We start from the raw sequence: 22,089 nt of genomic DNA on the forward strand, positions 1-22,089 counted from the left end.
ACACGCACACCAGGCCGCGCGGGAGCGCTACGAGCACTCCCGCGCGGCGCCATATCCGAACCACTCCACGGAGGCCCTGCGGTGCACGAACTGCCGCAACAGCTGGCCAATGGACTCATCCTCGGCGCGATGTACGGACTCATCGCGATCGGCTACACGATGGTCTACGGAATCATCCAGCTCATCAACTTCGCCCACGGCGAGATCTTCATGATCGGAGGCTTCGGAGCTCTCACCGTGTACCTCTGGATGCCGGCCGGCTCCAACCTCCTCGCCATCGTCCCCCTCATGATCATCGGCGGCGTCATATGCTCCGTCGCCATCAGCGCCGCCGCCGAACGCTTCGCCTACCGGCCCCTGCGCAACGCCCCCCGGCTCGCCCCGCTGATCACCGCGATCGGACTCTCCCTCGCCCTCCAGCAGGCCATCTGGAAGTGGTACCCTGACGCCACCAAGGACCGCCCCTTCCCCCAGTTCAAGGGCGGCGCGTTCGACATCCTCGGCGCCCACGTCCAGCGCGGTGACCTCTTCGTCCTCATCGCCGCCCCCGTCTGCATGATCGCCCTCGGACTCTTCGTCTCCAAGACCCGGGCCGGCCGCGGCATGCAGGCCACCTCGCAGGACCCCGACACCGCCAAGCTCATGGGCATCAACACCGACCGCATCATCGTCATGGCTTTCGCCATCGGTGCCGCGTTCGCCGCCGTCGCCGCCGTCGCCTACGGGCTCAAGAACGGCCAGATCGGCTTCAAGATGGGCTTCCTCATGGGCCTCAAGGCGTTCACCGCCGCCGTGCTCGGCGGCATCGGCAACATCTACGGCGCCATGCTCGGCGGCGTCGTCCTCGGTGTCGCCGAATCCCTCGCCACCGGCTACATGAGCAACGTCCCCGGCATGGACCTCTTCGGCGGCGGCGCCTGGAAGGACGTATGGGCCTTCGTCCTCCTCATCGTCGTCCTGCTGCTGCGGCCCCAGGGCCTGCTCGGCGAACGCGTCGCGGACAGGGCGTGATACCGATGACCACCGCACTGCTCCGCCTCCCCGCCCCGGCCGCCCGCATCGCCACCCTCGCCGGCGCCGCGGCCGCCCTCGCCGGCACACTCCTCCCCTGGACCTGGACCTCCGAATTCCCCGGCGACCTCACCGTCACCGGCTACCCCGGCGGCCTCCAGGTCCTCACCCTCACCGGCGCGATCCTCACCCTGCTCTTCGCCCTCACCGGCTACGGCATCCCCGGACTGCGCTGGCTCTCCCCCGCCGGCACCAACAGCCCCGTCCGCCTCCTGGCCCTCGCCACCCTCGGCACCACCGGCTACACCATGGGCGCCATCTCCTACGAGCTCGGCGGCGTCGTCAACCTCGAACCGGGCGCCTGGGTCAGCGGCATCGGCGCACTCATCGCCGTCATCGCCTCCCTCGCCCTCCCCTACGACGTCCCGCTCGACACCGAAGGACCCGCGCAGAACGCCTGGCAGCGCTTCCGCCACAGCCTCAGCGCCCCCTCGGCCCCCCGCGCCAAGACCCTCCCGGCCTGGGCCGAGATCATCATCATCGCGGTCGCCTTCGGCCTCGCGCTCTACGTCTTCACCTACGGGATCGACATCCCCACCGAGGACTCCGAACAGTTCATCGGCTTCCTCATCACCGCGGCCTTCGCCTTCACCGCACTCACCCGCGCCGGACTCATCGCCCGGCTCACCGCGCTGACCGCCAAGCACCGCAACGTCACCCTCGCGGCCGCCCTGGTCGCCGCGCTCTGCTTCCCCTTCACCCAGGACACCGCGGAATACGCCCTCATCGGCGTCAACATCCTCATCTTCGCCACCGTCGCCCTGGGCCTCAACGTCGTCGTCGGCCTCGCCGGCCTCCTCGACCTCGGCTACGTCGCCTTCCTCGGCGTCGGCGCCTACACCGCCGCCCTGGTCTCCGGGGCCCCGCTCTCCGCGATCGGCGTCAAGTTCCCGTTCTGGGCCGCCGTCCTCACCGGAGCGGTCGTCTCGATGATCTTCGGCGTCCTCATCGGAGCCCCGACCCTGCGGCTGCGCGGCGACTACCTCGCCATCGTCACCCTCGGCTTCGGGGAGATCTTCCGCGTCACCGTGAACAACCTCAACGGCAACAGCGGCCCCGACCTCACCAACGGCTCCCAGGGCATCCCCAGCATCCCGGACCTCAACCTCTTCGGGATCGACTTCGCCCTCAGCCACGACATCGGACCCTTCACCCTCAGCAGACCGGCCAACTACTACCTGCTGATGCTCGTCGTCACCGCCGTCGTCGTCCTCGTCTTCCGCCGCTCCGGCGACTCCCGCATCGGCCGCGCCTGGGTCGCCATCCGCGAGGACGAGACCGCCGCCACCGCCATGGGCATCAACGCCTTCCGGCTCAAGCTGCTCGCCTTCGCCCTCGGCGCCACGCTGGCCGGCCTCGCCGGCACCGTACAGGCACACGTCAACTACACCGTGACGCCCGAGCAGTACCAGTTCGCCGGCTCCGTGCCGCCGAACTCCGCGTTCCTGCTCGCCGCCGTCATCCTCGGCGGCATGGGGACCCTCAGCGGACCCTTCGTCGGCGCCGCGCTGCTCTACCTCATCCCGGCCAAGCTCCAGTTCATGCAGGACTACCAGCTCTTCCTCTTCGGCATCGCGCTCGTCCTCCTGATGCGCTTCCGGCCCGAGGGCCTGATCGCCGACCGCAGGAAGCAGCTCGAATTCCACGAGACCGACCAGCTCGACGTGCCCACACCCCGGAAGTCCGACGAAACGGACGCCGGCATCGCCAAGGCGGGGGCGTAACACCATGACCACCACCACCGAGACCGCCACCGGGACGACCGTCCTGGACGCCGGCGGAGTCACCATGCGGTTCGGCGGCCTCACCGCCGTCCGAGGCGTCGACCTCCAGGTCAACAGCGGCGAGATCGTCGGGCTCATCGGCCCCAACGGCGCCGGCAAGACCACCTTCTTCAACTGCCTCACCGGCCTGTACGTCCCCACCGAGGGCAAGGTCAGCTACAAGGGCACCGTCCTGCCGCCCAAGCCCCACCTCGTCACCATGGCCGGCATCGCCCGCACCTTCCAGAACATCCGGCTCTTCGCCAACATGACCGTCCTGGAGAACGTCCTCGTCGGACGCCACACCAGGACCAAGGAAGGGCTCTGGTCGGCGCTGCTGCACCTGCCCGGCTACCGGGCCGCGGAGAAGTCCAGCCGCGAACGCGCCATGGAACTCCTGGAGTTCATCGGCCTCCAGGACAAGGCCGACCACCTCGCGCGCAACCTCCCCTACGGAGACCAGCGCAAGCTGGAGATCGCCCGCGCGCTCGCCAGCGACCCCGGACTCCTCCTCCTGGACGAGCCCACCGCCGGCATGAACCCGCAGGAGACCCGCGTCACCGAAGAGCTCATCTTCGCGATCCGGGACCAGGGCATCGCCGTCCTCGTCATCGAGCACGACATGCGCTTCATCTTCAACCTCTGCGACCGCGTCGCCTGCCTCGTCCAGGGCGAGAAGCTGGTCGAGGGCACCGCGTCCGAGGTCCAGAGCGACGAACGCGTCATCGCCGCCTACCTCGGCACCCCCTTCGAGGGCGCCCCCGGCGCGGAGGAGGTCGCCGAGGTCGAGAAGGCCGAGGCCGAGGCCCACCCGGACACGAACACCAGCACCAGCACCAGCACGGAAGAGGAGGACGACCGATGACCGCACTGCTGGAGGTCGAGGACCTCCGCGTCGCCTACGGCAAGATCGAAGCCGTCAAGGGCATCTCGTTCACCGTCGAGACCGGCCAGGTGGTCACCCTCATCGGCACCAACGGCGCCGGCAAGACCACCACCCTGCGCACCCTCTCCGGGCTGCTCAAACCGCTCAGCGGCCGCATCCTCTTCGAGGGCCGGCCGCTCAACAACATCCCCGCGCACAAGATCGTCTCGCTGGGCCTCGCCCACTCCCCCGAAGGCCGGCACATCTTCCCCCGGCTGACGATCGCGGAGAACCTGCTGCTCGGTGCGTACCTGCGCAGCGACAAGGCGGGCATCGAGAAGGACGTCCAGCGCGCCTACGACCTCTTCCCCATCCTCGGGGAACGCCGGAAGCAGGCCGCCGGGACGCTCTCCGGCGGCGAGCAGCAGATGCTCGCCATGGGCAGGGCGATGATGTCCCAGCCCAAGCTGCTCATGCTGGACGAGCCCTCCATGGGGCTCTCGCCGATCATGATGCAGAAGATCATGGAGACCATCGTGGAACTCCGTGCCTCCGGCACGACGATCCTCCTGGTCGAGCAGAACGCCCAGGCCGCGCTGTCGCTGGCGGACCAGGGCCACGTCATGGAGATCGGCAAGATCGTCCTCTCGGGCACCGGCGCGGACCTCCTCCACGACGAGTCCGTCCGCAAGGCGTACCTGGGCGAGGACTGAGCGCCTACGCGTACGAGAAAGGCCCGCGCCACGTGGCGCGGGCCTTTCTCCTGTTCTACGGGGCCTATTCGGCGGCCTTCTTCTTCTCCTCGGCGTCCTCGATCAGGGCCTCGGCGAGCTGCTGCATCGACAGCCGGCGGTCCATGGACGTCTTCTGGATCCACCGGAACGCCTCCGGCTCGGAGAGCCCGTAGTCCGTCTGGAGGATGCTCTTCGCCCGGTCCACCAGCTTCCGCGTCTCCAGCCGCTGGGCGAGGTCGGCGACCTCGTTCTCCAGAGCCTTCAGCTCGGAGAACCGCGAGACGGCCATCTCGATCGCCGGAACGACGTCGCTCTTGCTGAACGGCTTCACGAGGTACGCCATCGCCCCGGCGTCCCGGGCCCGCTCCACGAGGTCGCGCTGCGAGAACGCGGTGAGCATGAGCACCGGCGCGATGGACTCCTCGGCGATCTTCTCGGCGGCGGAGATCCCGTCGAGGACCGGCATCTTCACATCGAGGATGACCAGATCGGGCTTGTGCTCCCGCGCCAGCTCCACGGCCTGCTGCCCGTCCCCGGCCTCCCCGACGACGGAGTACCCCTCCTCTTCGAGCATCTCCTTGAGATCGAGGCGGATGAGCGCCTCGTCCTCGGCGATGACGACACGGGTCGTCAGCGGCGGAACGTGCGACTTGTCGTCATCGGCGACGGGCTGGGGCGACTCGGGGGTGGTCACGGGGCTCCTTGGTCCAGGGCAGGGACTGCTGCGAAGCAGCCTACCTACCTGCTCTCTGCTTCTGTTACCAGGTACACTGCTGCCCGGGTTACCAAGCCGGGTTGGCGCAACTGGTTGACGCGGAGGTCTCAAACACCTCTGTCCGAAAGGACGTGTGGGTTCGAATCCCATACCCGGCACATTTCCGGAAAGCGGATGTTCACGTTCTCGTGAACATCCGCTTTTTTCTGCGCGTGGCAAGCCCAGATTGCTCATCGTATTCCCATGAACTTCCACGGTACGGAATTACGACAGAAGGCCCTCACCCTTCTGCGAGGCGGCGCACGCAACGCGGATGTCGCGCGGAAGCTGAACGTGCCCGCCGGCACGATCAGCTACTGGAAACATATGGACCGAGCCAAGCGCGGCGAGCCGACAAGGACCCGCTACCACCTCTGCCCTCGATGTGATGGTGGGCTCGATCAGGCCGCCTACTCCTACCTTCTCGGTCTGTACTTGGGCGACGGGCACATCATTCAGAACAAGGCCATGAAAACGCCCAGTCTGTCCGTCTTCTGCGCCGAATCCTGGCCAGGTCTCATGGCCGAGTGCGAGAACGCGATGCGCGCCGTTCTCTCCGAGAACTCGGTGTGCCGAGTACGCAGAGAGGGGTGCCGCGAAGTGAAGGTCTACTCGAAACACCTGTGGTGCCTTTTTCCTCAGCACGGCCCCGGCATGAAGCACACCCGCCGCATCGCCCTCGAACCCTGGCAGCAGGAGATCGTCGACGCCCACCCCTGGGACTTCATCCGCGGGCTCATCCACTCCGACGGCTGTCGGACCATGAACTGGACGACCAGGGTGGTCGGGGGCGTGAAGAAGCGGTACGAGTACCCCCGGTACTGGTTCACCAACGTCTCCGACGACATCCGGCAGCTCTACACCGGCACCCTCGACAAGCTCGGCGTCCAGTGGACGCACTGCACGCGCGCGGGCAAGGAGTACAACATCTCCGTCGCCCGACGGGCATCCGTCGCTCTCATGGACGCTCACGTCGGGCCGAAATACTGAGCCGTCCCGCTACTTCGGGCTGTCGTCCTCGCCGATGTGGTGCACGCGCACCAGGTTCGTGGAGCCCGCGACGCCCGGCGGGGAGCCGGCCGTGATGACCACGATGTCGCCCTTTCGGCAGCGGCCGATCTTCAGGAGTTCCTCGTCCACCTGAGCGACCATCGCGTCCGTGGAGTCCACGTGCGGGCCCAGGAACGTTTCGACGCCCCAGGTCAGGTTGAGCTGGGAGCGCGTGGCCGGGTCCGGGGTGAAGGCCAGGAGCGGGATGGGCGAGCGGTAACGCGACAACCGCTTCACCGTGTCGCCGCTCTGGGTGAAGGCCACCAGGAACTTCGCGCCGAGGAAGTCGCCCATCTCCGCCGCCGCGCGGGCCACCGCGCCGCCCTGGGTGCGGGGCTTGTTGCGTTCCGTCAGCGGCGGGAGCCCCTTCGCGAGGATGTCCTCCTCGGCCGCCTCCACGATGCGGGCCATCGTGCGGACCGTCTCGATCGCGTACGTGCCGACGCTCGTCTCGCCGGAGAGCATCACCGCGTCCGTGCCGTCGATGACGGCGTTCGCGACGTCGGACGCCTCGGCGCGGGTGGGCCGGGAGTTGTCGATCATCGAGTCGAGCATCTGCGTCGCCACGATGACCGGCTTCGCGTTGCGCTTGGCGAGCTTGATCGCGCGCTTCTGGACGATCGGCACCTGCTCCAGCGGCATTTCGACGCCCAGGTCGCCGCGGGCGACCATGATGCCGTCGAACGCGGCGACGATGTCCTCGATGTTCTCGACGGCCTGCGGCTTCTCGACCTTGGCGATGACCGGGAGGCGGCGGCCCTCCTCGTCCATGACGCGGTGGACGTCCTCGATGTCGCGGCCGCTGCGGACGAAGGACAGGGCGATGATGTCGGCACCCGTGCGGATGGCCCAGCGCAGGTCCTCGATGTCCTTCTCGGACAGCGCGGGGACGGAGACGGCGACCCCGGGGAGGTTGAGCCCCTTGTGGTCGGAGACCATGCCGCCCTCGACCACGGTGGTGCGGACGCGGGGGCCGTCGACCTCGATGACCTCCAGGGTGACGCGGCCGTCGTCGATCAGGATGCGCTCACCAGGGGTGACGTCGGCGGCGAGGCCGTCGTACGTCGTACCGCAGCCGTTGCGGTCGCCCTCCATCGGCTCGACGGTGATGGTGAAGTCGTCGCCGCGTTCAAGGAGTACGGGTCCCTCACGGAAGCGTCCGAGGCGGATCTTCGGGCCTTGAAGGTCGGCGAGGACACCCACGCTGCGGTGCGCCTCGTCGGACGCTTTGCGCACGCGGTGATACCGCTCCTCGTGTTCGGCGTAGCTGCCGTGGCTGAGGTTGAGGCGGGCGATGTCCATTCCCGCCTCTACCAGGGCCTTGATCTGGTCGTATGAGTCGGTTGCGGGTCCCAGGGTGCAAACGATTTTGGCTCGGCGCATGGTTCGAGCCTAGACCTTACCTATGGGTAGGTAATTGGCTCCGTATGACTGTCCAACCACCTTTGCATGAAGGGTTATTGACAAGTGTTGAATTGTGCGGCGGCGTGCTCGGATGAGCACGCGCCGGTGTCCTCGTGGGCGGCGATTCAGAGTTTCGGCGGGGTCATCGTGAAGCGGGCGTTCACCTGCGCGTACACGGTCTGCTGCTGCGGTTCGAGGTCGACGGCGGGCGGCGGCGGGGCGGCGGCTCCGCCGGGGGCGGCCGGCATCGCGCCGCCGTAGCCGCCCCGGCGTGCGTACGCGACCGGGGCGGCGTTCTCCGCGCCTATGTCGGCGAGTTCGACCAGGGCGGCGAGCTCCGCGCCGAGCGCCCCGGCGTACTCGCGGGCGCGCTGTACGGCTTCGCGGACGGCCTGGCGGCGGGCCTCGCCGTGCGCGGGCGAGGTGGGGCGCAGGGCCCACCAGGGTCCGTTGACGTGCGTCATGTCCAAATTGCCGGCGCGGGTGACGAATTCGCCGAGTGCGGTGAAGTCATTGAGGACGGCGGTGATGTAGACGCGTCCGTGGTAGGCGCGGATCTTCTCGTCGCGGCCGCGCTGGACGAGTTCGGGGTGGATGGAGAGCGCGCCGGTTTCGATCTTCTCGACGGCGTCTCCGTAGGTGCGGGCGAGTTCGAGGACGGTGGCGTTGCGCCGGGTGAGGTCTTCGAGGGCGGCGCGGCGGTCCTTGCCGCGGGCGGTGACGGTGATGGAGAGGCGGGCGATCTCGGGGTCGACTTCCAGGCGGGCTTCGCCCCGGACGGCGAGGCGGGGCTGGTCCGGGGTGCCGAAGGGCTGCGTGGGCTCGGTCATGGGTCCACTGTGGCATCCGGGTGTGACAGTGGGGGCCGGTGGCCGGGTGTTCGCCGTCGGACGGTGTCCTGTCGACGCGTGGTGGTCGATGCGTGGTGGTCGATGGGTGGTCATGGAACGGAAACCTGTCGGGGGTGTTGCCGGAGGTGGTGCGCGGGTGATTATCTACGCGCGTCGCTGGACGGCGTACGACAGAACTTCGCACCAAGTGCACCGATATGTGGGAGACGAGATGCCGCTGAACCGAAGGACGTTCCTGGGGACATCGGCCGCGGCCGGCGCGGGTGCGGTGGTGGTGGGCGGCGCCGCGTCGCCCGCCCAGGCGCACGGGCGCGGGCACGGTCATGGTCACGGGCGTCCGCAGAAGCGGTACGCGTTCACCGTGATGGGGACGACGGACCTGCACGGGAACGTCTTCAACTGGGACTACTTCACGGACGCCGAGTTCGACGACAAGGACCACAACGACGTCGGTCTGGCGAAGATCTCGACGCTGGTGGAGCAGGTGCGGCGGGAGAAGGGCCGGCACAACACCCTGATGATCGACGCGGGTGACACGATTCAGGGCACGCAGCTCTCGTACTACTACGCGAAGATCGACCCGATCACGGCGAAGCGCGGCCCGGTGCACCCGATGGCGCAGGCGATGAACGCGATCGGCTATGACGCGGCGGCGCTGGGGAACCACGAGTTCAACTACGGCATTCCGGTGCTGCGGAAGTTCGAGGAGCAGTGCGACTTCCCGCTGCTCGGGGCGAACGCGCTGGACGCGAAGACGCTGCGGCCGGCGTTCGCGCCGTATGTCATCAAGAAGCTGCGGACGCCGCACGGCCGGGATGTGAAGGTGGCGGTCCTGGGGCTGACGAACCCGGGGATCGCGATCTGGGACAAGGCGAACGTGAGCGGGAAGATGGTGTTCCCGGGTCTTGAGGAGCAGGCGGCGAAGTATGTGCCGCGGCTGCGTTCGATGGGCGCGGACGTGGTGATCGTGTCGGCGCACTCGGGGAACAGCGGGACGTCGTCGTACGGGGACCAGATCCCGTACGTGGAGAACGCAGCGGGTCTGGTGGCGGAGCAGGTGCCGGGGATCGACGCGATCCTGGTGGGCCACGCGCATCTGGAGATTCCCGAGTACTTCGTGGAGAACAAGGAGACCGGGAAGAAGGTCGTGCTCTCGGAGCCGTTGAAGTGGGGGCAGCGGCTGACGCTGTTCGACTTCGAGGTGGTGTGGGAGAAGGGCCGTTGGGTGGTCGAGAAGGCCGGTTCGCGGGTGCTGAACTCGAACACGGCGGCGGAGGACCGGAAGATCACGCGGCTGCTGGCGGACGAGCACCGGAAGGTCGTGGCGTACGTCAATCAGGTGATCGGTACGGCGGCGTCGGAGATGACGACGGCGGAGGCGGCGTGGAAGGACGAGCCGATCATCGATCTGATCAACGTCGTGCAGGCGGAGACGGTGAAGGCGGCGCTGGCGGGTGGTGAGTACGCGGAGCTGCCGGTGCTTTCGCAGGCGTCGTGCTTCTCGCGTACGGCGCGGATTCCGGCCGGGGACGTGACGATCAAGGACGCGGCGGGTCTGTATCCGTTCGAGAACACGCTGGAGGCGCGTCTGGTGACGGGTGCGCAGATCCTGGAGTACCTGGAGTTCTCGGCGAAGTATTACGTGCGGACGGCGGCGGGTGCTCCGGTGGATCCGGAGAAGCTGACGAATGCGGACGACACCCCGGACTACAACTACGACGCGGTGTCGGGTCTCACGTATGACATCGACATCGCGAAGCCGGTGGGTTCGCGGATCGTGAATCCGTCGTTCGAGGGGAAGCCGCTGGACCCGAAGGCTCAGTTCGTGCTGGCGGTGAACAACTACCGGGCGAGCGGGGGCGGCAATTTCCCGCATGTTCCGGCGGCGAAGCAGCTGTGGGCGAATTCGGAGGAGATCCGGAACACGATCATCGCCTGGGTGCAGGCGAAGGGTTCGGTGGACCCGGCGGAGTTCGCTTCGGTGGACTGGAAGCTGACGCGGGACGGGGTGCCGGTGTTCTAGTGGTGTCCGGCTGAATGCGACGGCGGCCCCCTTTCCTCCCGCGGTGCGGGTGGGAAGGGGGCCGCCGTGGTGTGTCAGCGGGTGCCGAGGAGGGTGCGCCAGGTGTTGGGGCCGATGACGCCGTCGGCGGCGAGGTGGTGCTTCTTCTGGAAGGCGAGGGTCGCGGACTTGGTCTTGGCGCCGAAGCTGCCGTCGACCGTGAGGGTGTAGCCGTAGACCTTGAGCTGGTTCTGGGCTGCCTTGACGGCCTGGCCCTTGGTGCCGTACTTGACCGTGACGATGAGCTTGGCCCAGGTCTTGGGGCCGATGACGCCGTCGGCGGCGAGGGAGTGGGCCTTCTGGAAGCGGATCACGGCGGCGCGGGTCGCGGGGCCGAAGCTGCTGTCGGCGGCGATGGAGTAGCCGCGTGCGATGAGGAGTTGCTGGGCGGAGCGGACGTCGGTGCCCTTGGAGCCGTTCTTGAGGACGGGCCAGGCGGCGCTGGGGGTGGAGGGCGTGCTGCCGCCGCCACCGCTGCTGCTTCCGCTGAGCTTGAGGGGGCGGTAGGGGTCGTAGTTGTCCTTGCCGATTCCGTAGCTCAGGGTGCGGTGGGTGGTGCCGTGGGAGCCGCGCTGTTCGTAGGCCCAGTAGGAGCTGTGCGAGGAGTTGGCCCACTTCTCGAATATGACGACGTGGCGGAAGTCGCCGTCGCTGGTGCTGGCGTCGATGAGGAGGTCGCCCTTTTTCAGCTGGCTGGTGCTGCTGAGGTGCTTGGTGACGCCGTTTCGGCTGTCGGCGAGGCCGACGGTGTTGAGGCCGGGCTTGCCGAGTGCGAGTGCCATGGAGACGAACCCGGAGCAGTCCTGGCGGTAGCCGTCCTTCCAGACGCGCTGCATGCTGTACGGGACCTGGTGTCCGCCGTTGGCGGTGAGCCAGGTGCGGGCCCGGTTGATCATGGTGTCGGGTGAGATCGTGCCGGAGGCCATGGAGGTTATCTGGCCGGCCTGGGTGACGAGGCCGCTGTCGGTCTCGGGTTCGGGGCCGTAGTCCGCGTCTCTGGTGGCGGCGATGTTCTTCTGGTCGGTGGTGTCGTCGGTGAGTGACGGTACGACGCCGACGGCGGCGGCGGCGATTCCCGCGGCGACGAGGCCGGCGAGGGCGATCTGGGTGCGGCGCGTGACTGACATGGTGTCCCCCGAGGTGAGTCCAGGTGCGGCACACGGTCGGACGGCGCCCGCTGGTGCGGGGTGCTGTCGTTCCTGGTGTGCCGCCTGAGGTGGCTGACGGGGCACCACGATGGCAAGTGCGGTGGCGTTGGCCCAGCGTTGTGCGAAAGCCGCATCCGGCAGTGACGTGACCCCAACAATGTCGGCGATTGGTGGGCGGCTTGTCTCGGGGCCTGGTGGGTCAGTTGTTGTGGGTGAGGGGGACGAGGGTGGGGTGCTGGGTGGGGATGGCGGGCTGGGTGAGGCCGAAGGTGGTGAAGGCGGTGCGCTTCGGGAGGGGGTACGGGGTGGTGCCGGTGAGGTCGTTGAGGATGGTGGCGCTGCGCCAGGCGGCGAGGCCGAGGTCGGGGGCGCCGACGCCGTGGGTGTGGCGTTCGGCGTTCTGTACGTAGATGTGGCCGGTGACCGCGGGGCCGAGGTCGAGGCGGTGGTGGGCGTCGACGCGGGGGCGGCCTGCGGTGTCGCGGCGGAGGTGGGGGGCGAGGTGGTGGAGGAGGGTGTCGAGGGGGCGTTCTCGGTAGCCGGTGGCGAGGACGACGGCGTCGGTGGTGAGGCGGGTGCGGGTTCCCTGCTGGGTGTGGTCGAGGTGGAGTTCGACGCGGGTGTTGGCGACGCGTCCGGCGGTGCGGACGCTGACGCCGGGGGTGAGGGTGGCGTCGGGCCAGCCGCCGTGGAGGGTGCGGCGGTAGAGCTCGTCGTGGATGGCGGCGATGGTGTCGTGGTCGATGCCCTTGTGGAGCTGCCATTGCTGGGGGACGAGGGTGTCGCGGACGGTTTCGGGGAGGGCGTGGAAGTAGCGGGTGTAGTCGGGGGTGAAGTGTTCGAGGCCGAGTTTCGAGTACTCCATGGGTGCGAAGGCGGGGGTGCGGGCGAGCCAGTGGAGCCCTTCGTTGCCGGTGGGGCGGGCGCGGAGGAGGTCGAGGAAGATCTCGGCGCCGGACTGTCCCGAGCCGATGACCGTGATGTGGCGGGCCTGGAGGAGGCGGTCGCGGTGGTGGAGGTAGTCGGCGGAGTGGATGACGGGGGCGGTGCCGGTGTCGCTGTCGGTGAGGGGTTTGAGGGGTTCGGGGATGTGGGGTTCGGTGCCGACGCCGAGGGCGATGTGGCGGGTGTGGGTGCGGCCGAGTGATTCGGCTTCGCCGTGGGCGTCGAGCTGGGTGTGGTCGACGTCGAAGCGGGCGGTCTGGGGGTCCCAGCGGATGGCGTCGGCCTGGTGGCCGAAGTGGAGGCCGGGGAGCTGTGTGCTGACCCAGCGGCAGTAGGCGTCGTATTCGGCGCGGTGGATGTGGAAGCGCTCGGCGAAATAGAAGGGGTAGAGGCGGTCCTGGGTGCGTTGGTAGTTGAGGAAGCTCCAGGGACTGGTGGGGTCGGCGAGGGTGACCAGGTCGGCGAGGAAGGGGACTTGGAGGGTGGCGCCGTCGATGAGGAGTCCGGGGTGCCAGTGGAAGGCGGGGCGCTGTTCGTAGAAGGCGGTGGTGAGCGGGGTGGGCAGACCGTGGGCGAGGGCGGCGAGGGAGAGGTTGAAGGGGCCGATGCCGATGCCGACGAGGTCGTGGGTGCGGAGGGGGTCGGGGGTGGCCGGGGCGGCGGTCATCGGAGGGTGCTGCCTTCCTTGAGTTCGGCGGTGAGGTGGCTGACGAGGGCGAGGAGGCGGTGCAGGTCGTCGGGGGTGGTGTGGGGGTTGAGGAGGGTGGCCTTGAGCCAGAGGCGGCCGTGGGTGTGGGTGCGGCCGAGTACGGCGTGGCCGCGGGTGAGGAGGGTGCGGCGGACGGTGGCGACGGTGTGGTCGTCGGCGCCGGTGGGGCGGAAGAGCACGGTGCTGATGGTGGGGCGGTCGTGGAGTTCGAGCCCGGGGGTGCCGGTGACGAGGTCGGCGAGGGTGTGCGCGGCGGCGCAGGTGCGGTCCACCAGGTCGGCGAGTCCGGTGCGGCCGAGGGCGCGGAGGGTGACGGCGATCTTGAGTACGTCGGGGCGGCGGGTGGTGCGCAGGGAGCGGCCGAGGAGGTCGGGGAGGCCGGCTTCGGTGTCGTCGTCGGCGTTGAGGTAGGGGGCCTGGTGGTGGAGGGCGTGGAGGTGGTGCCGGTCGGGGACGGCGAGGATGCCGGCGGAGGCGGGCTGCCAGCCCAGTTTGTGGAGGTCCAGGGTGACGCTGTCGGCGCGGTCGAGTCCGTCGAGGAGGTGGCGGTGGGCGGGGCTGAAGAGGAGGGGTCCGCCGTAGGCCGCGTCGATGTGGAGTTCGGCGCCGTGGTGGGCGCAGAGGTCGGCGATGTCGGTGAGGGGGTCGATCTGCCCGGTGTCGGTGGTGCCGGCGGTGGCGGTGACGAGCAGCGGGCCCTGTCCGTGGTTGCGGGCGAGGGTGTCGTGCAGGGCGTGGAGGTCGATGGTGCCGGTGGGGGCGGGCACGGTGAGGGGTTCGGGGAGGCCGAGGAGCCAGGCGGCGCGGGTGAAGCTGTGGTGGGCGTTGGCGCCGGTGAGGGTCTGGACGGGGCCGTGGCGTTCGCGGGCGAGGAGGAGGCCGAGTTGGTTGGCCTCGGTGCCGCCGGTGGTGATGAGGGCGTCGGGTGCGGGGTGGCCGGGGTAGACCTCGGCGGCGAGCGCGGCGGTGGTGTCGGCTTCGAGGGTGGAGGCGGCGGGGGCCTGGTCCCAGGAGTCCATGGAGGGGTTGAGGGCGGAGGCGGCGAGGTCGGCGGCGGCCGCGAGGGCGAGGGGCGGGGTGTGGAGGTGGGCGGCACAGAGGGGGTCGGCCGGGTCGGCGGCGCCTTCGGTGAGGGCTTGGACGAGGGTGGCGAGGGCGTCGTGGGCGCCGGTGCCCTGGTCCGGGATGAGGGGGGTGAGGGCGGTGCGGGTGCGGGGGGTGACGGTGTCGGGCCCGCCCGCGGGGAGGGGGCCGTCGCGGCGCCGGGCGCCTTCGGCGAGGGCGGCGAGGACGGTGTCGAGGAGGGGGCGCAGGGCGTCGGGTCCGGTGGTGGACCCGGCGAGGGGCGGTACGGGCATGGGTCGGGTGGTCCTTCGGACGCGCGGGGACGGGCTGCGGGCATGGGTGTGCGTGCCAGCTTGTCCGGGTTTCGGGTGGCGCGGCCGGGGACCGGGTGATCTGAACTCGAAAGGGTGGCGGGGTGTGGATGGGGGTGCGATATCGGGGGTCGAGGTGGTATGGCCGTGCCCGGCACGCTCCTCGTGGTGAGGGGCGGGCCGGGCACGGGTGGTGCGGGTGGGGTCAGTTGGCGTTGCGTACGTTCAGGGCGCGGCGCAGGTCGTCGATCTGGTCGATGAGCTTGCGGCGGAGGGCCGGGATGAGGGCCGGGTCGTTCAGGGCCTCCTCGCCGGTGCGGAGGCTGTCGGCGTCGACGGCGTGGGCGGGGAAGCCGTGGCGCCCGGCGGCGTCGGCGATGGCGGGGCCCCGGCGGGCGGCGAGCTGGGCGGCCTCGGGGTAGAAGCGGGGCACGTATGCCCGTACGAGGTCGGTCTGTTCGGGCTGCCAGAAGCCCTGGGCGGTGGCGGTGAAGAGGTAGTTGGAGAGGCTGTCGTCGTGGAACATCGCGTCCCAGGCGGCGGCCTTGGCCTCGGGGGTGGGCAGGGCGGCGCGGCAGCGGGCGGCGCCTTCCTGGCCGGTGGCGCTGGGGTCGTCCTCCAGGGCGGCGTCGATGGCGGCTTCGTCGGTGGCGCCGAGGACGGCGAGGCGGGTGAGGATGCGCCAGCGCAGCTCGGGGTCGAGTTCGGGCCCGCCGGGGACGGTGTCGTCGGCGAGCCAGCCCTGGATGGTGTCGGGCTGGGTGGCGGCGTCGATGAGGTGGCGGACGGCGGTGAGGCGCAGTCCGGGGTGGGTGCCGTCCTCGGTGCGGCGGATGAGGTCGCGGCAGAGGGCGGTGAGGGTGGCGAGGGCGGCGGGCCGGTCCTCGGGGGCGGTGTAGCGGCCGGCGACCTGGGTGTCCGCGAAGGCCAGGACGCCCTGGAGGAGGGCGAGGTCGGTCTCGTACGGGAGGTGGGCGCGGGCGGCTTCGAGGTAGGTACTGGGGGCGAGTTCGCCGTCGCGGACCATGTCGCGGGCGGCGTTCCAGACGACGGCGCGGGTGAGGGCGTCGGGGATGCCGGAGAGGCTGTCCAGGACGGTGTTCCAGGAGTGCGGGTCGAGCCGGATCTTGGCGTAGGTGAGGTCTTCGTCGTTGAGGACGACGAGGGCGGGGCGGCGGCCGGGGCGGGTGACGGGGGCTTCCTCGGGGATGCCGGCGTCGAAGCGTTCGCGCAGGACGAGGGGGGTGGGCCCGTGCTGGGTGTCGAGGCTGTGGTCGTACACCCCGACGCTGATGCGGTGGGGGCGGGTGCCCCGGTGGCCGACGGTGAGCGACCAGGTGGTGTCGGTCTCGGTGGTGTGCGCGGTGAGGGTGTCGACTCCGGTGGTACGGAGCCACTGGTCGGCCCAGGCGTGGACGTCCCGGTCGGTGGCCGAGGCGAGGTTGTCGATGAAGTCGGCGAGGGTGGCGTTGCCGAACTTGTGGCGGGCGAAGTGGGTGTTGATGCCGGCGAGGAAGTCCTTCTCGCCGAGCCAGGCGACGAGCTGGCGCAGGGCGGAGGCGCCCTTGGCGTAGGAGATGCCGTCGAAGTTGAGGAGCGCGGAGGCGGTGTCGGGGACGTCGGCCGGGTCGGGGGCGACGGGGTGGGTGGAGGGGCGCTGGTCGGCGTCGTAGCCCCAGCCCTTGCGGGCGACGCCGAAGTCGACCCAGGTGTCGGTGAACCTGGTTGCTTCGGCGAGGGTCTGGTAGCCCATGTACTCGGCGAAGGACTCGTTGAGCCAGATGTCGTCCCACCAGGCGAGGGTGACGAGGTCGCCGAACCACATGTGGGCCATCTCGTGGGCGATGACCATGCCGCGGGTCTGGCGTTCGGTGTCGGTGACGGCCGAGCGGTAGATGAACTCGTCGCGGAAGGTGACGAGTCCGGGGTTCTCCATGGCGCCGGCGTTGAACTCGGGGACGAACGCCTGGTCGTAGGAGTCGAAGGGGTACGGCTCGGTGAACTTCTCCTGGAACCGGTCGAAGCAGGCCCGGGTGATGTCGAGGATCTCGTCGGCGTCGGCGTCGAGGTGGGGGGCGAGGGAGCGGCGGCAGTGGATGCCGAAGGGCAGTCCGGCGTGCTCGGTGGTCACGGAGTGCCAGGGGCCGGCGGCGACGGCGACGAGGTAGGTGGAGAGCGGCGGGGTGGGGGCGATGGTCCAGCGGCCGTCGCCGGTGTGCTCGGTGACGCCGTTGCCGAGGACGGTCCAGCCTTCGGGGGCGGTGACGGTGAGGGCGAAGACCGACTTGAGGTCGGGCTGGTCGAAGGCGGCGAAGACGCGCTGGACGTCCTCCATGAAGAGCTGGGTGTAGACGTATGTCTCGTTGTCGCTGGGGTCGGTGAAGCGGTGCATGCCCTCGCCGGTGCGGGAGTAGCGCATGGCGGCGTCGACGCGGATCTCGTGCGGTCCGGCCGTGAGGCCGGTGAGCGGGTACCGGTTCTCGGTGAGGTGCGCGGGGTCCAGCGGCTGCCCGTCGAGGCTGATGGAGCGCAGGGTGGCGGGCTTGAGCTCGATGAAGGTGTCACCGGCCGCCCGGGCGGTGAACTCGATCACGGCACGGGAGTCGAAGGTCTCCTCCCCCGCGGTGAGATCGAGTTCGATCGTGTATCGCTGTACGTCGAGGATCTGGGCTCGGGCCTGCGCTTCATCGCGCGTCAGTACGGACATGGGGACATGCTGCCGTATCGGCCGGGCGGTGCGCAGGCGGGTTCCGCTGGGGGCGGACGGCCGCCCGGGGTCATTTGAGGGCTAAGATTCTTACCCCATGGTGTACCTGCACGGAGGTGTGGCCGGGATGACGGAGCGGGCGGACGCGGTGGCGTCGATCGTGGCGGACTGGCGGCGGGAGCGGCCGGAGCTGGACACGGCTCCGCTGGAGGTCTTCGGCCGGCTGCACCGGGCGTTCCTGCGGTACAGCACGTCGATCTCGCGGCCCGTGGAGCGCAAGGGTCTGTCGATGGCCGGTTTCGATGTGCTGACGGCGTTGCGGAGGGCGGGGGCGCCGTTCCGGCGTACGGCGGGTGAGCTGGCGGATTCGGGGCTGATCAGCTCGGCGGGTGTGACGCTGCGGATAGACCGGCTGGAGAAGGACGGGCTGATCCGGCGGGAGCGTGATCCGCAGGACCGGCGGGTGGTGCACTCGCGGCTGACGGACGAGGGGTTGTCGCTGATCGACGCGCTGTTCTCGGAGCATCTGGAGAACGAGCGGCGGATGCTGGCGGGGCTGTCGGAGGCGGAGTGCGTGGAGCTGGCGCGGCTGCTGGGGAAGCTGGAGCGGTCGGTGCTCGACGCGGAGGGCGGGGAGTAGAGGCACCCCGCGGGCGCACCGGGGCCGCCGGGCCCCGGTGCGGGGGTGTCAGGCCGTCGCCGCCTGAGACTCCGCCTCGGTGCGGTACATGCGGCGTACGCGGACCACGCCCAGGTCGTGCTGGTAGAGGTTCTCCGCCTGGTCGGCGTCGGCGCGCAGGTCCTCCAGCATGACGCGGTCCTGTTCGAGGACTTCCCAGTGCCGGTCCTCCAGGAGCGTCTTGTAGAGGAAGCGCCAGGTGTCGCGCTGCCAGTCGGTGACCTCGCGGTAGCGCCAGAAGAAGACGGCGCAGCGGTCCTCGTCGATGGGGGTGGCCATGCCGACGATGCCGAAGGGTCCGCCGGGGCCCGCGGTCGGCGGGTAGGGGATGGTGAGGTCGACCCAGTCGACGCCGGTGCGGCAGAGCTCGACCCAGTCGAAGTTGACGCCGCTCTGGTCGGTCTTCTCGAAGAAGAAGCCGCGTTCGGTCTCGCGGATGCGGAAGCGGGCGGTGGTCTGGCCCTCGGCCATGCTGTGCGAGTCGCGGTGGAGGAACGACCCGTGCATGGGGTCGAGCAGGTTCTCCACGGCGTAGCGCCAGTTGACGTTCCACTCGGCGTAGCAGAGGAACGCCGAGGTGCCGGGGTCGGTGAGGGGTTCGGGCAGGGTGAGCGGGACGGGTTCGGCGTGGGCGTGGTCGCCGAAGTAGGCGAGGATCGCGCCGCCGGTCTCGATGAGGTGGGGGGCGGCGACGAGCTGCTTGCCCTCCAGATTGCAGCCGGGGAGGCCGGGGACGGCGGCGACGGTGCCGGTGCCGTCGACCTGGACGCCGTGGTACCAGCAGGCGATGCGGTCGCCGAGGTGTTTGCCGAGGGAGAGGCGGGCGCCGCGGTGCGGGCAGCGGTCCTCCAGCATGTGGAGGGTGCCGTCGGCGCGGCGGAACAGGAGCCATTCCTCGCCGAGGAGGGTGAGCCGTTTCATGCCGCCCGCGGGCACGAAGTCCGAGGGGCAGACGGCGTACCACTGGTTGCGGATGCCGGTGGCGAAGAGGCGGTCGGCGGTGCGGTCGCCGGGGCGGGCGACCTCGGAGGGGCGGGTGGGGGTGCCCGGGGTCACGGGGGTGGTGGCGGTGGTCATGGCTGTCTCACGCTCCCAGTCGGCGCATCTCGGCGCGGAAGGTGTCCTCGGTCCAGGGGCTGCCGTCGGGGGCGGGCAGGTCGCGGGCGTTGAGTCCGGCGACGAGTCCGGGCAGGTCGTGGGCCCCGCCGCCGAAGACCTCCTCGATCACGGCGGCGAGCTTCTTCTCGTACGGGGTGGGCTCGGCGGTGCGGGCCTGGTGCGGGTCGAGGTACTGCGGGCCGGTCATGTCGGCTCCCTTCGGACGGGTCAGAGGTCGAGTACGAGGCGGGGGGTGCGGGAGCGGGAGACGCAGAGCATCATCGAGGCGCCGGCCGCGCGTTCACCCTCGCTGAGGAGGAAGTCGCGGTGGTCGGGGGTGCCTTCGAGGACCTTGGTCTCGCAGGTGCCGCAGATCCCGTCGCGGCAGGAGGAGGCGACGGGGATGCCGGCGTTCTCCAGGGCGTCGAGCGCGGAGGTGCCGGGGGCGACCTCAACGGTGCGGCCGGTGCGGGAGCAGACGAGGTCGAAGCCGGTGTCCTCGCCGTCGCGGGGTGCGGCGGCGGGTGCGGCGAAGCGTTCGGTACGGGCGTCGGGGCAGCGTTCCTCGACGGCGGCGAGGAGGGGTTCGGGGCCGCAGCAGTAGACCTGGGTGCCGGGTGCGAGGCCGTCGAGCAGGGTGTCCAGGTCGGGGTGGCCCTGTTCGTCCTGGGGGATGAACTCGACGCTGCCGCCGGGCTGTCCGGCGAGTGCGGTGAGTTCGGCGGTGAAGGCCATGGAGGCGCGGGTGCGGCCGCCGTGGACGAGCCGCCAGGGGGTGCGGGTGCGGGCGGCCTCGCGGGCCATGGCCAGGAGCGGGGTGATGCCGATGCCGCCGGCGACGAAGAGGTAGCCGGGGGCGTCGGGGTCGAGCGCGAAGTGGTTGCGGGGGCCCTGGACGTGGACGGTCCGGCCGGGGCGGAGTTCGCTGTGGATGTGGGCGGAGCCGCCGCGGGACGCGGGTTCGCGCAGGACGCCGATGCGCCAGCGGGCGGGGTCGTCGGGGTCGGAGCACAGCGAGTACTGGCGGATGTGGCCGCCGGTGTGGACGTCGATGTGGGCGCCGGGCCGCCAGGCGGGGAGGGGTTTGCCGTCGGGGTGGGTGAGTTCGATGCTCAGGACTCCGTCGGCCTCCCAGGTCATGCGGTGGACGAGCAGGTCGAGCCGGGGCTCCTCGGCGGGTGTCATGACGGGTTGCCTCCTTCTGCGGGGGTGTCGGTGGCGGCGGCGGGGAGCTTGACGGGCGGGGTGAACGGGGTGTTCATCGGGCCGAGTGCGGTGAGGTCGATCTCGACGAGGGTGGGGCCCGGGGTCGCGACGGCTTCCTTGATGACGGGTCCGGCGTCGGCCTCGGCGGCGATCCGCGCGTACGGGATGCCGGTGGCGGCGGCGAGGAGGGCGAAGTCGGGGGTGGCGAGGTCGACGCCGGAGCGGCGGGGGAAGTGGTCGTCCTGCATGTTGCGCAGGACGCCGTAGCCGCCGTCGTTGAAGACGAGGAGGGTGAGGTCGGGCTTCTCCTGGGCGAGGGTGAGGAGTTCGCCGAGGTGGACGGCGAGGCCGCCGTCGCCGGCGATGACGACGGTGGGGGTGCCGGGGCGGCCGAGTGCGGCGCCGATGCCCATGGCGAGCCCCTGGCCGATGCCGCCGCCGCGCGGGAAGACGTTGGTGGCCGGGTCGGTGATCTCCAGGAGCCGGTTTCCCCAGGTGGAGGACGGGATGGTGACGTCCCGGGCGATGACGGACCCGGGCGGGCAGGCGTCGCGTATCGCGTCGTTGATCGCGGCCTGCGGGCCGATGGCGTGGCGCTGCGCGGCCCGGGCGGCGGTACGGGCCTCGCGTACGCGGCCGGGCCAGCTCTTCTCCGTACTGCCGCTGGTGACGCGGCCGAGGAGGGCGGCGAGTACGGCGGAGGCGTCGCCGGCGAGGGCGACGGTCGCCGGGTAGACGCGGGCGAGGGCGGCCGGGTCCAGGTCGATCTGGAGGTGTGTGGCGGGGAGTTCGAGGGCGTAGTCGGCGGTCTCGTTGGAGCGGAAGTGGGTGCCGATGGTGAGCAGCACGTCGGCCTCGGCGAGCAGGGCGCGGCCGGCCGGGGCGGTGGCGTAGTTGCCGAGGACCCGCTCGTCGGACTCGGGGACGGCGCCGCGACCGGAGTTGGAGGTGACGAGTCCGGCGTCGAGGGCGTCGAGGAGGGCCGCGACCTCGGGGCGGGCGTGGTTGGCGCCGCCGCCGGCCCAGAGGAGGGGGCGGCGGGCGGCGGACAGCAGGGCGGCCGCCTCGTCCAGGAGCGCCGGGTCGGGCAGGGCCGGGGCGGCGGGTGCGGGGACGGGGGCGCCGGTGAGCCGCTGGGGGGCGAACTGGAGGTCGATGGGCCACTCGACGCTGACCGGGCCGTGCGGGGCGGTCAGGGCGCGGGCGGCCGCGTCGCGCAGCAGGTCGCCCGCGCTTTCGGCGTCGGTGACGGTGACGGCGTGCGCGGAGACCGCGCGGAGCATGCCGAGCTGGTCCTTGGTCTCGTGGATGAAGCCGCGCCCGGAGCCGAGGTACGCGCTGTCGATCTGCCCGGTGACGTGGAGAACAGGGGTGCCGGAGCTGAGGGACTCGATGAGGGAGCCGGCCGCGTTGCCCGCCCCCGTACCGGTGCTGGTGAGGGCGCAGCCGAGCCGGCCGGTGGCGCGGGCGTAGCCGTCGGCGGCGTTGACCGCGGCGGCCTCGTGGCGGACGGGGACGAAGCGCAGGTCGCGGTCGACGGCTTCGACGAGCGGCAGGTTGTGCACGCTGACGATGCCGAACACCGTGTCGACGCCCAGTCCTCGTAGCGTCTCGACGAGCAGGTCGCCGCCGTTGGGTCGGGTCATGTCGGGTGCTCCTGGTGAGGG

At 70.4% G+C, this 22,089-nt stretch carries 18 protein-coding genes and 1 tRNA gene; 8 read left to right on the top strand and 11 right to left on the bottom strand.

Annotated elements, in window-relative coordinates; genetic code table 11:
• The first annotated feature begins 81 nt into the window (after positions 1–81).
• From OG338_RS05725 to OG338_RS05740, 4 genes are read left to right on the top strand one after another with little or no spacing between them, the layout of a single operon-like run.
• Positions 82–1,011 carry a branched-chain amino acid ABC transporter permease gene (locus OG338_RS05725; protein WP_405936274.1) on the top strand — a complete coding sequence of 310 codons (930 nt, stop codon included), beginning with the start codon at positions 82–84 and terminating at the stop codon, positions 1,009–1,011.
• Between the two features lie 5 nt (positions 1,012–1,016).
• Positions 1,017–2,795: a branched-chain amino acid ABC transporter permease gene (locus OG338_RS05730; protein ID WP_405936275.1), complete on the top strand. Its 1,779-nt coding sequence runs from the start codon at positions 1,017–1,019 to the stop codon at positions 2,793–2,795.
• 4 nt (positions 2,796–2,799) lie between these two features.
• Positions 2,800–3,699, top strand: a complete 900-nt coding sequence (locus tag OG338_RS05735) for an ABC transporter ATP-binding protein (RefSeq protein ID WP_405936276.1) — start codon at positions 2,800–2,802, stop codon at positions 3,697–3,699.
• Entirely contained in the window at positions 3,696–4,412 is a 717-nt protein-coding gene (locus OG338_RS05740) for an ABC transporter ATP-binding protein (RefSeq protein ID WP_405936277.1), read from the top strand. Before OG338_RS05735 ends, OG338_RS05740 begins: the two co-directional genes overlap by 4 nt.
• Before the next feature lie 64 nt (positions 4,413–4,476).
• Here OG338_RS05740 and OG338_RS05745 read toward each other — a convergent pair whose 3' ends face one another.
• On the bottom strand, positions 4,477–5,127 hold the full coding sequence (locus OG338_RS05745) for an ANTAR domain-containing response regulator (protein WP_018104545.1): 651 nt from the start codon (positions 5,125–5,127) through the stop codon (positions 4,477–4,479).
• Between the two features lie 95 nt (positions 5,128–5,222).
• Between OG338_RS05745 and OG338_RS05750 the strand changes: the two genes are divergently transcribed.
• Both OG338_RS05750 and OG338_RS05755 read left to right on the top strand, forming a co-directional pair.
• Positions 5,223–5,306, top strand: a tRNA-Leu gene (locus tag OG338_RS05750).
• An 85-nt stretch (positions 5,307–5,391) separates the two neighbouring features.
• Entirely contained in the window at positions 5,392–6,177 is a 786-nt protein-coding gene (locus tag OG338_RS05755; protein ID WP_405936278.1) for a helix-turn-helix domain-containing protein, read from the top strand.
• A gap of 9 nt (positions 6,178–6,186) precedes the next feature.
• On the opposite strand, the gene pyk is transcribed toward OG338_RS05755, so the two are convergent.
• Both pyk and OG338_RS05765 read right to left on the bottom strand, forming a co-directional pair.
• Positions 6,187–7,620, bottom strand: coding sequence for a pyruvate kinase (gene pyk, locus OG338_RS05760; RefSeq protein ID WP_405936279.1), 1,434 nt, complete (start codon positions 7,618–7,620; stop codon positions 6,187–6,189).
• A gap of 146 nt (positions 7,621–7,766) precedes the next feature.
• Positions 7,767–8,471, bottom strand: a complete 705-nt coding sequence (locus OG338_RS05765) for an SIMPL domain-containing protein (protein ID WP_405936280.1) — start codon at positions 8,469–8,471, stop codon at positions 7,767–7,769.
• Positions 8,472–8,703: 232 nt separating this feature from the next.
• Here OG338_RS05765 and OG338_RS05770 point away from each other — a divergent pair, with 232 nt between their 5' ends.
• Positions 8,704–10,515 carry a bifunctional metallophosphatase/5'-nucleotidase gene (locus OG338_RS05770; protein WP_405936281.1) on the top strand — a complete coding sequence of 604 codons (1,812 nt, stop codon included), beginning with the start codon at positions 8,704–8,706 and terminating at the stop codon, positions 10,513–10,515.
• Positions 10,516–10,589: 74 nt separating this feature from the next.
• Here OG338_RS05770 and OG338_RS05775 read toward each other — a convergent pair whose 3' ends face one another.
• The 4 genes from OG338_RS05775 to pepN form a co-directional block, all read right to left on the bottom strand.
• On the bottom strand, positions 10,590–11,681 hold the full coding sequence (locus OG338_RS05775) for a peptidoglycan-binding protein (RefSeq protein ID WP_405936282.1): 1,092 nt from the start codon (positions 11,679–11,681) through the stop codon (positions 10,590–10,592).
• Positions 11,682–11,901: 220 nt separating this feature from the next.
• Entirely contained in the window at positions 11,902–13,314 is a 1,413-nt protein-coding gene (locus OG338_RS05780) for a lysine N(6)-hydroxylase/L-ornithine N(5)-oxygenase family protein (protein WP_405936283.1), read from the bottom strand.
• Entirely contained in the window at positions 13,311–14,714 is a 1,404-nt protein-coding gene (locus OG338_RS05785; RefSeq protein WP_405936284.1) for a pyridoxal phosphate-dependent decarboxylase family protein, read from the bottom strand. The genes OG338_RS05780 and OG338_RS05785 overlap by 4 nt, the downstream gene beginning before the upstream one ends.
• A 223-nt stretch (positions 14,715–14,937) precedes the next feature.
• Positions 14,938–17,439 (bottom strand): aminopeptidase N, encoded by a 2,502-nt coding sequence (gene pepN, locus OG338_RS05790; RefSeq protein ID WP_405936285.1) that lies wholly within the window; start codon positions 17,437–17,439, stop codon positions 14,938–14,940.
• A gap of 127 nt (positions 17,440–17,566) precedes the next feature.
• Between pepN and OG338_RS05795 the strand changes: the two genes are divergently transcribed.
• Complete coding sequence (locus OG338_RS05795; RefSeq protein WP_405940329.1) at positions 17,567–18,079, top strand: MarR family winged helix-turn-helix transcriptional regulator; 513 nt, start codon at positions 17,567–17,569, stop codon at positions 18,077–18,079.
• A 48-nt stretch (positions 18,080–18,127) separates the two neighbouring features.
• On the opposite strand, the gene OG338_RS05800 is transcribed toward OG338_RS05795, so the two are convergent.
• The 4 genes from OG338_RS05800 to OG338_RS05815 are packed head-to-tail and all read right to left on the bottom strand — an operon-like array spanning position 18,128 to position 22,068.
• Positions 18,128–19,195, bottom strand: coding sequence for a Rieske 2Fe-2S domain-containing protein (locus OG338_RS05800; protein ID WP_405936286.1), 1,068 nt, complete (start codon positions 19,193–19,195; stop codon positions 18,128–18,130).
• Positions 19,196–19,202: 7 nt separating this feature from the next.
• Positions 19,203–19,424, bottom strand: a complete 222-nt coding sequence (locus OG338_RS05805; protein ID WP_018104535.1) for a recombinase-like helix-turn-helix domain-containing protein — start codon at positions 19,422–19,424, stop codon at positions 19,203–19,205.
• Positions 19,425–19,444: 20 nt separating this feature from the next.
• A complete protein-coding gene (locus tag OG338_RS05810; RefSeq protein ID WP_405936287.1) occupies positions 19,445–20,401 on the bottom strand; it encodes a PDR/VanB family oxidoreductase in 957 nt (318 codons plus the stop codon).
• On the bottom strand, positions 20,398–22,068 hold the full coding sequence (locus OG338_RS05815) for a thiamine pyrophosphate-binding protein (protein ID WP_405936288.1): 1,671 nt from the start codon (positions 22,066–22,068) through the stop codon (positions 20,398–20,400). The genes OG338_RS05810 and OG338_RS05815 overlap by 4 nt, the downstream gene beginning before the upstream one ends.
• Positions 22,069–22,089: the final 21 nt, after the last annotated feature.

This window comes from Streptomyces sp. NBC_00726 (assembly GCF_045161735.1).
In the GTDB taxonomy this organism is placed as follows: domain Bacteria; phylum Actinomycetota; class Actinomycetes; order Streptomycetales; family Streptomycetaceae; genus Streptomyces.

Bases quoted from the DNA above. Each gene is read 5' to 3' on its own strand.
- OG338_RS05795 (WP_405940329.1), top strand. From the start codon at position 17,567: ATGACGGAGCGGGCGGACGCGGTGGCGTCGATCGTGGCGGACTGGCGG.
- OG338_RS05805 (WP_018104535.1), bottom strand. From the start codon at position 19,424: ATGACCGGCCCGCAGTACCTCGACCCGCACCAGGCCCGCACCGCCGAG.
- OG338_RS05755 (WP_405936278.1), top strand. From the start codon at position 5,392: ATGAACTTCCACGGTACGGAATTACGACAGAAGGCCCTCACCCTTCTG.
- pepN (WP_405936285.1), bottom strand. From the start codon at position 17,439: ATGTCCGTACTGACGCGCGATGAAGCGCAGGCCCGAGCCCAGATCCTC.
- OG338_RS05775 (WP_405936282.1), bottom strand. From the start codon at position 11,681: ATGTCAGTCACGCGCCGCACCCAGATCGCCCTCGCCGGCCTCGTCGCC.
- pyk (WP_405936279.1), bottom strand. From the start codon at position 7,620: ATGCGCCGAGCCAAAATCGTTTGCACCCTGGGACCCGCAACCGACTCA.
- OG338_RS05770 (WP_405936281.1), top strand. From the start codon at position 8,704: ATGCCGCTGAACCGAAGGACGTTCCTGGGGACATCGGCCGCGGCCGGC.
- OG338_RS05730 (WP_405936275.1), top strand. From the start codon at position 1,017: ATGACCACCGCACTGCTCCGCCTCCCCGCCCCGGCCGCCCGCATCGCC.
- OG338_RS05810 (WP_405936287.1), bottom strand. From the start codon at position 20,401: ATGACACCCGCCGAGGAGCCCCGGCTCGACCTGCTCGTCCACCGCATG.
- OG338_RS05780 (WP_405936283.1), bottom strand. From the start codon at position 13,314: ATGACCGCCGCCCCGGCCACCCCCGACCCCCTCCGCACCCACGACCTC.
- OG338_RS05735 (WP_405936276.1), top strand. From the start codon at position 2,800: ATGACCACCACCACCGAGACCGCCACCGGGACGACCGTCCTGGACGCC.
- OG338_RS05815 (WP_405936288.1), bottom strand. From the start codon at position 22,068: ATGACCCGACCCAACGGCGGCGACCTGCTCGTCGAGACGCTACGAGGA.
- OG338_RS05785 (WP_405936284.1), bottom strand. From the start codon at position 14,714: ATGCCCGTACCGCCCCTCGCCGGGTCCACCACCGGACCCGACGCCCTG.
- OG338_RS05740 (WP_405936277.1), top strand. From the start codon at position 3,696: ATGACCGCACTGCTGGAGGTCGAGGACCTCCGCGTCGCCTACGGCAAG.
- OG338_RS05800 (WP_405936286.1), bottom strand. From the start codon at position 19,195: ATGACCACCGCCACCACCCCCGTGACCCCGGGCACCCCCACCCGCCCC.
- OG338_RS05765 (WP_405936280.1), bottom strand. From the start codon at position 8,471: ATGACCGAGCCCACGCAGCCCTTCGGCACCCCGGACCAGCCCCGCCTC.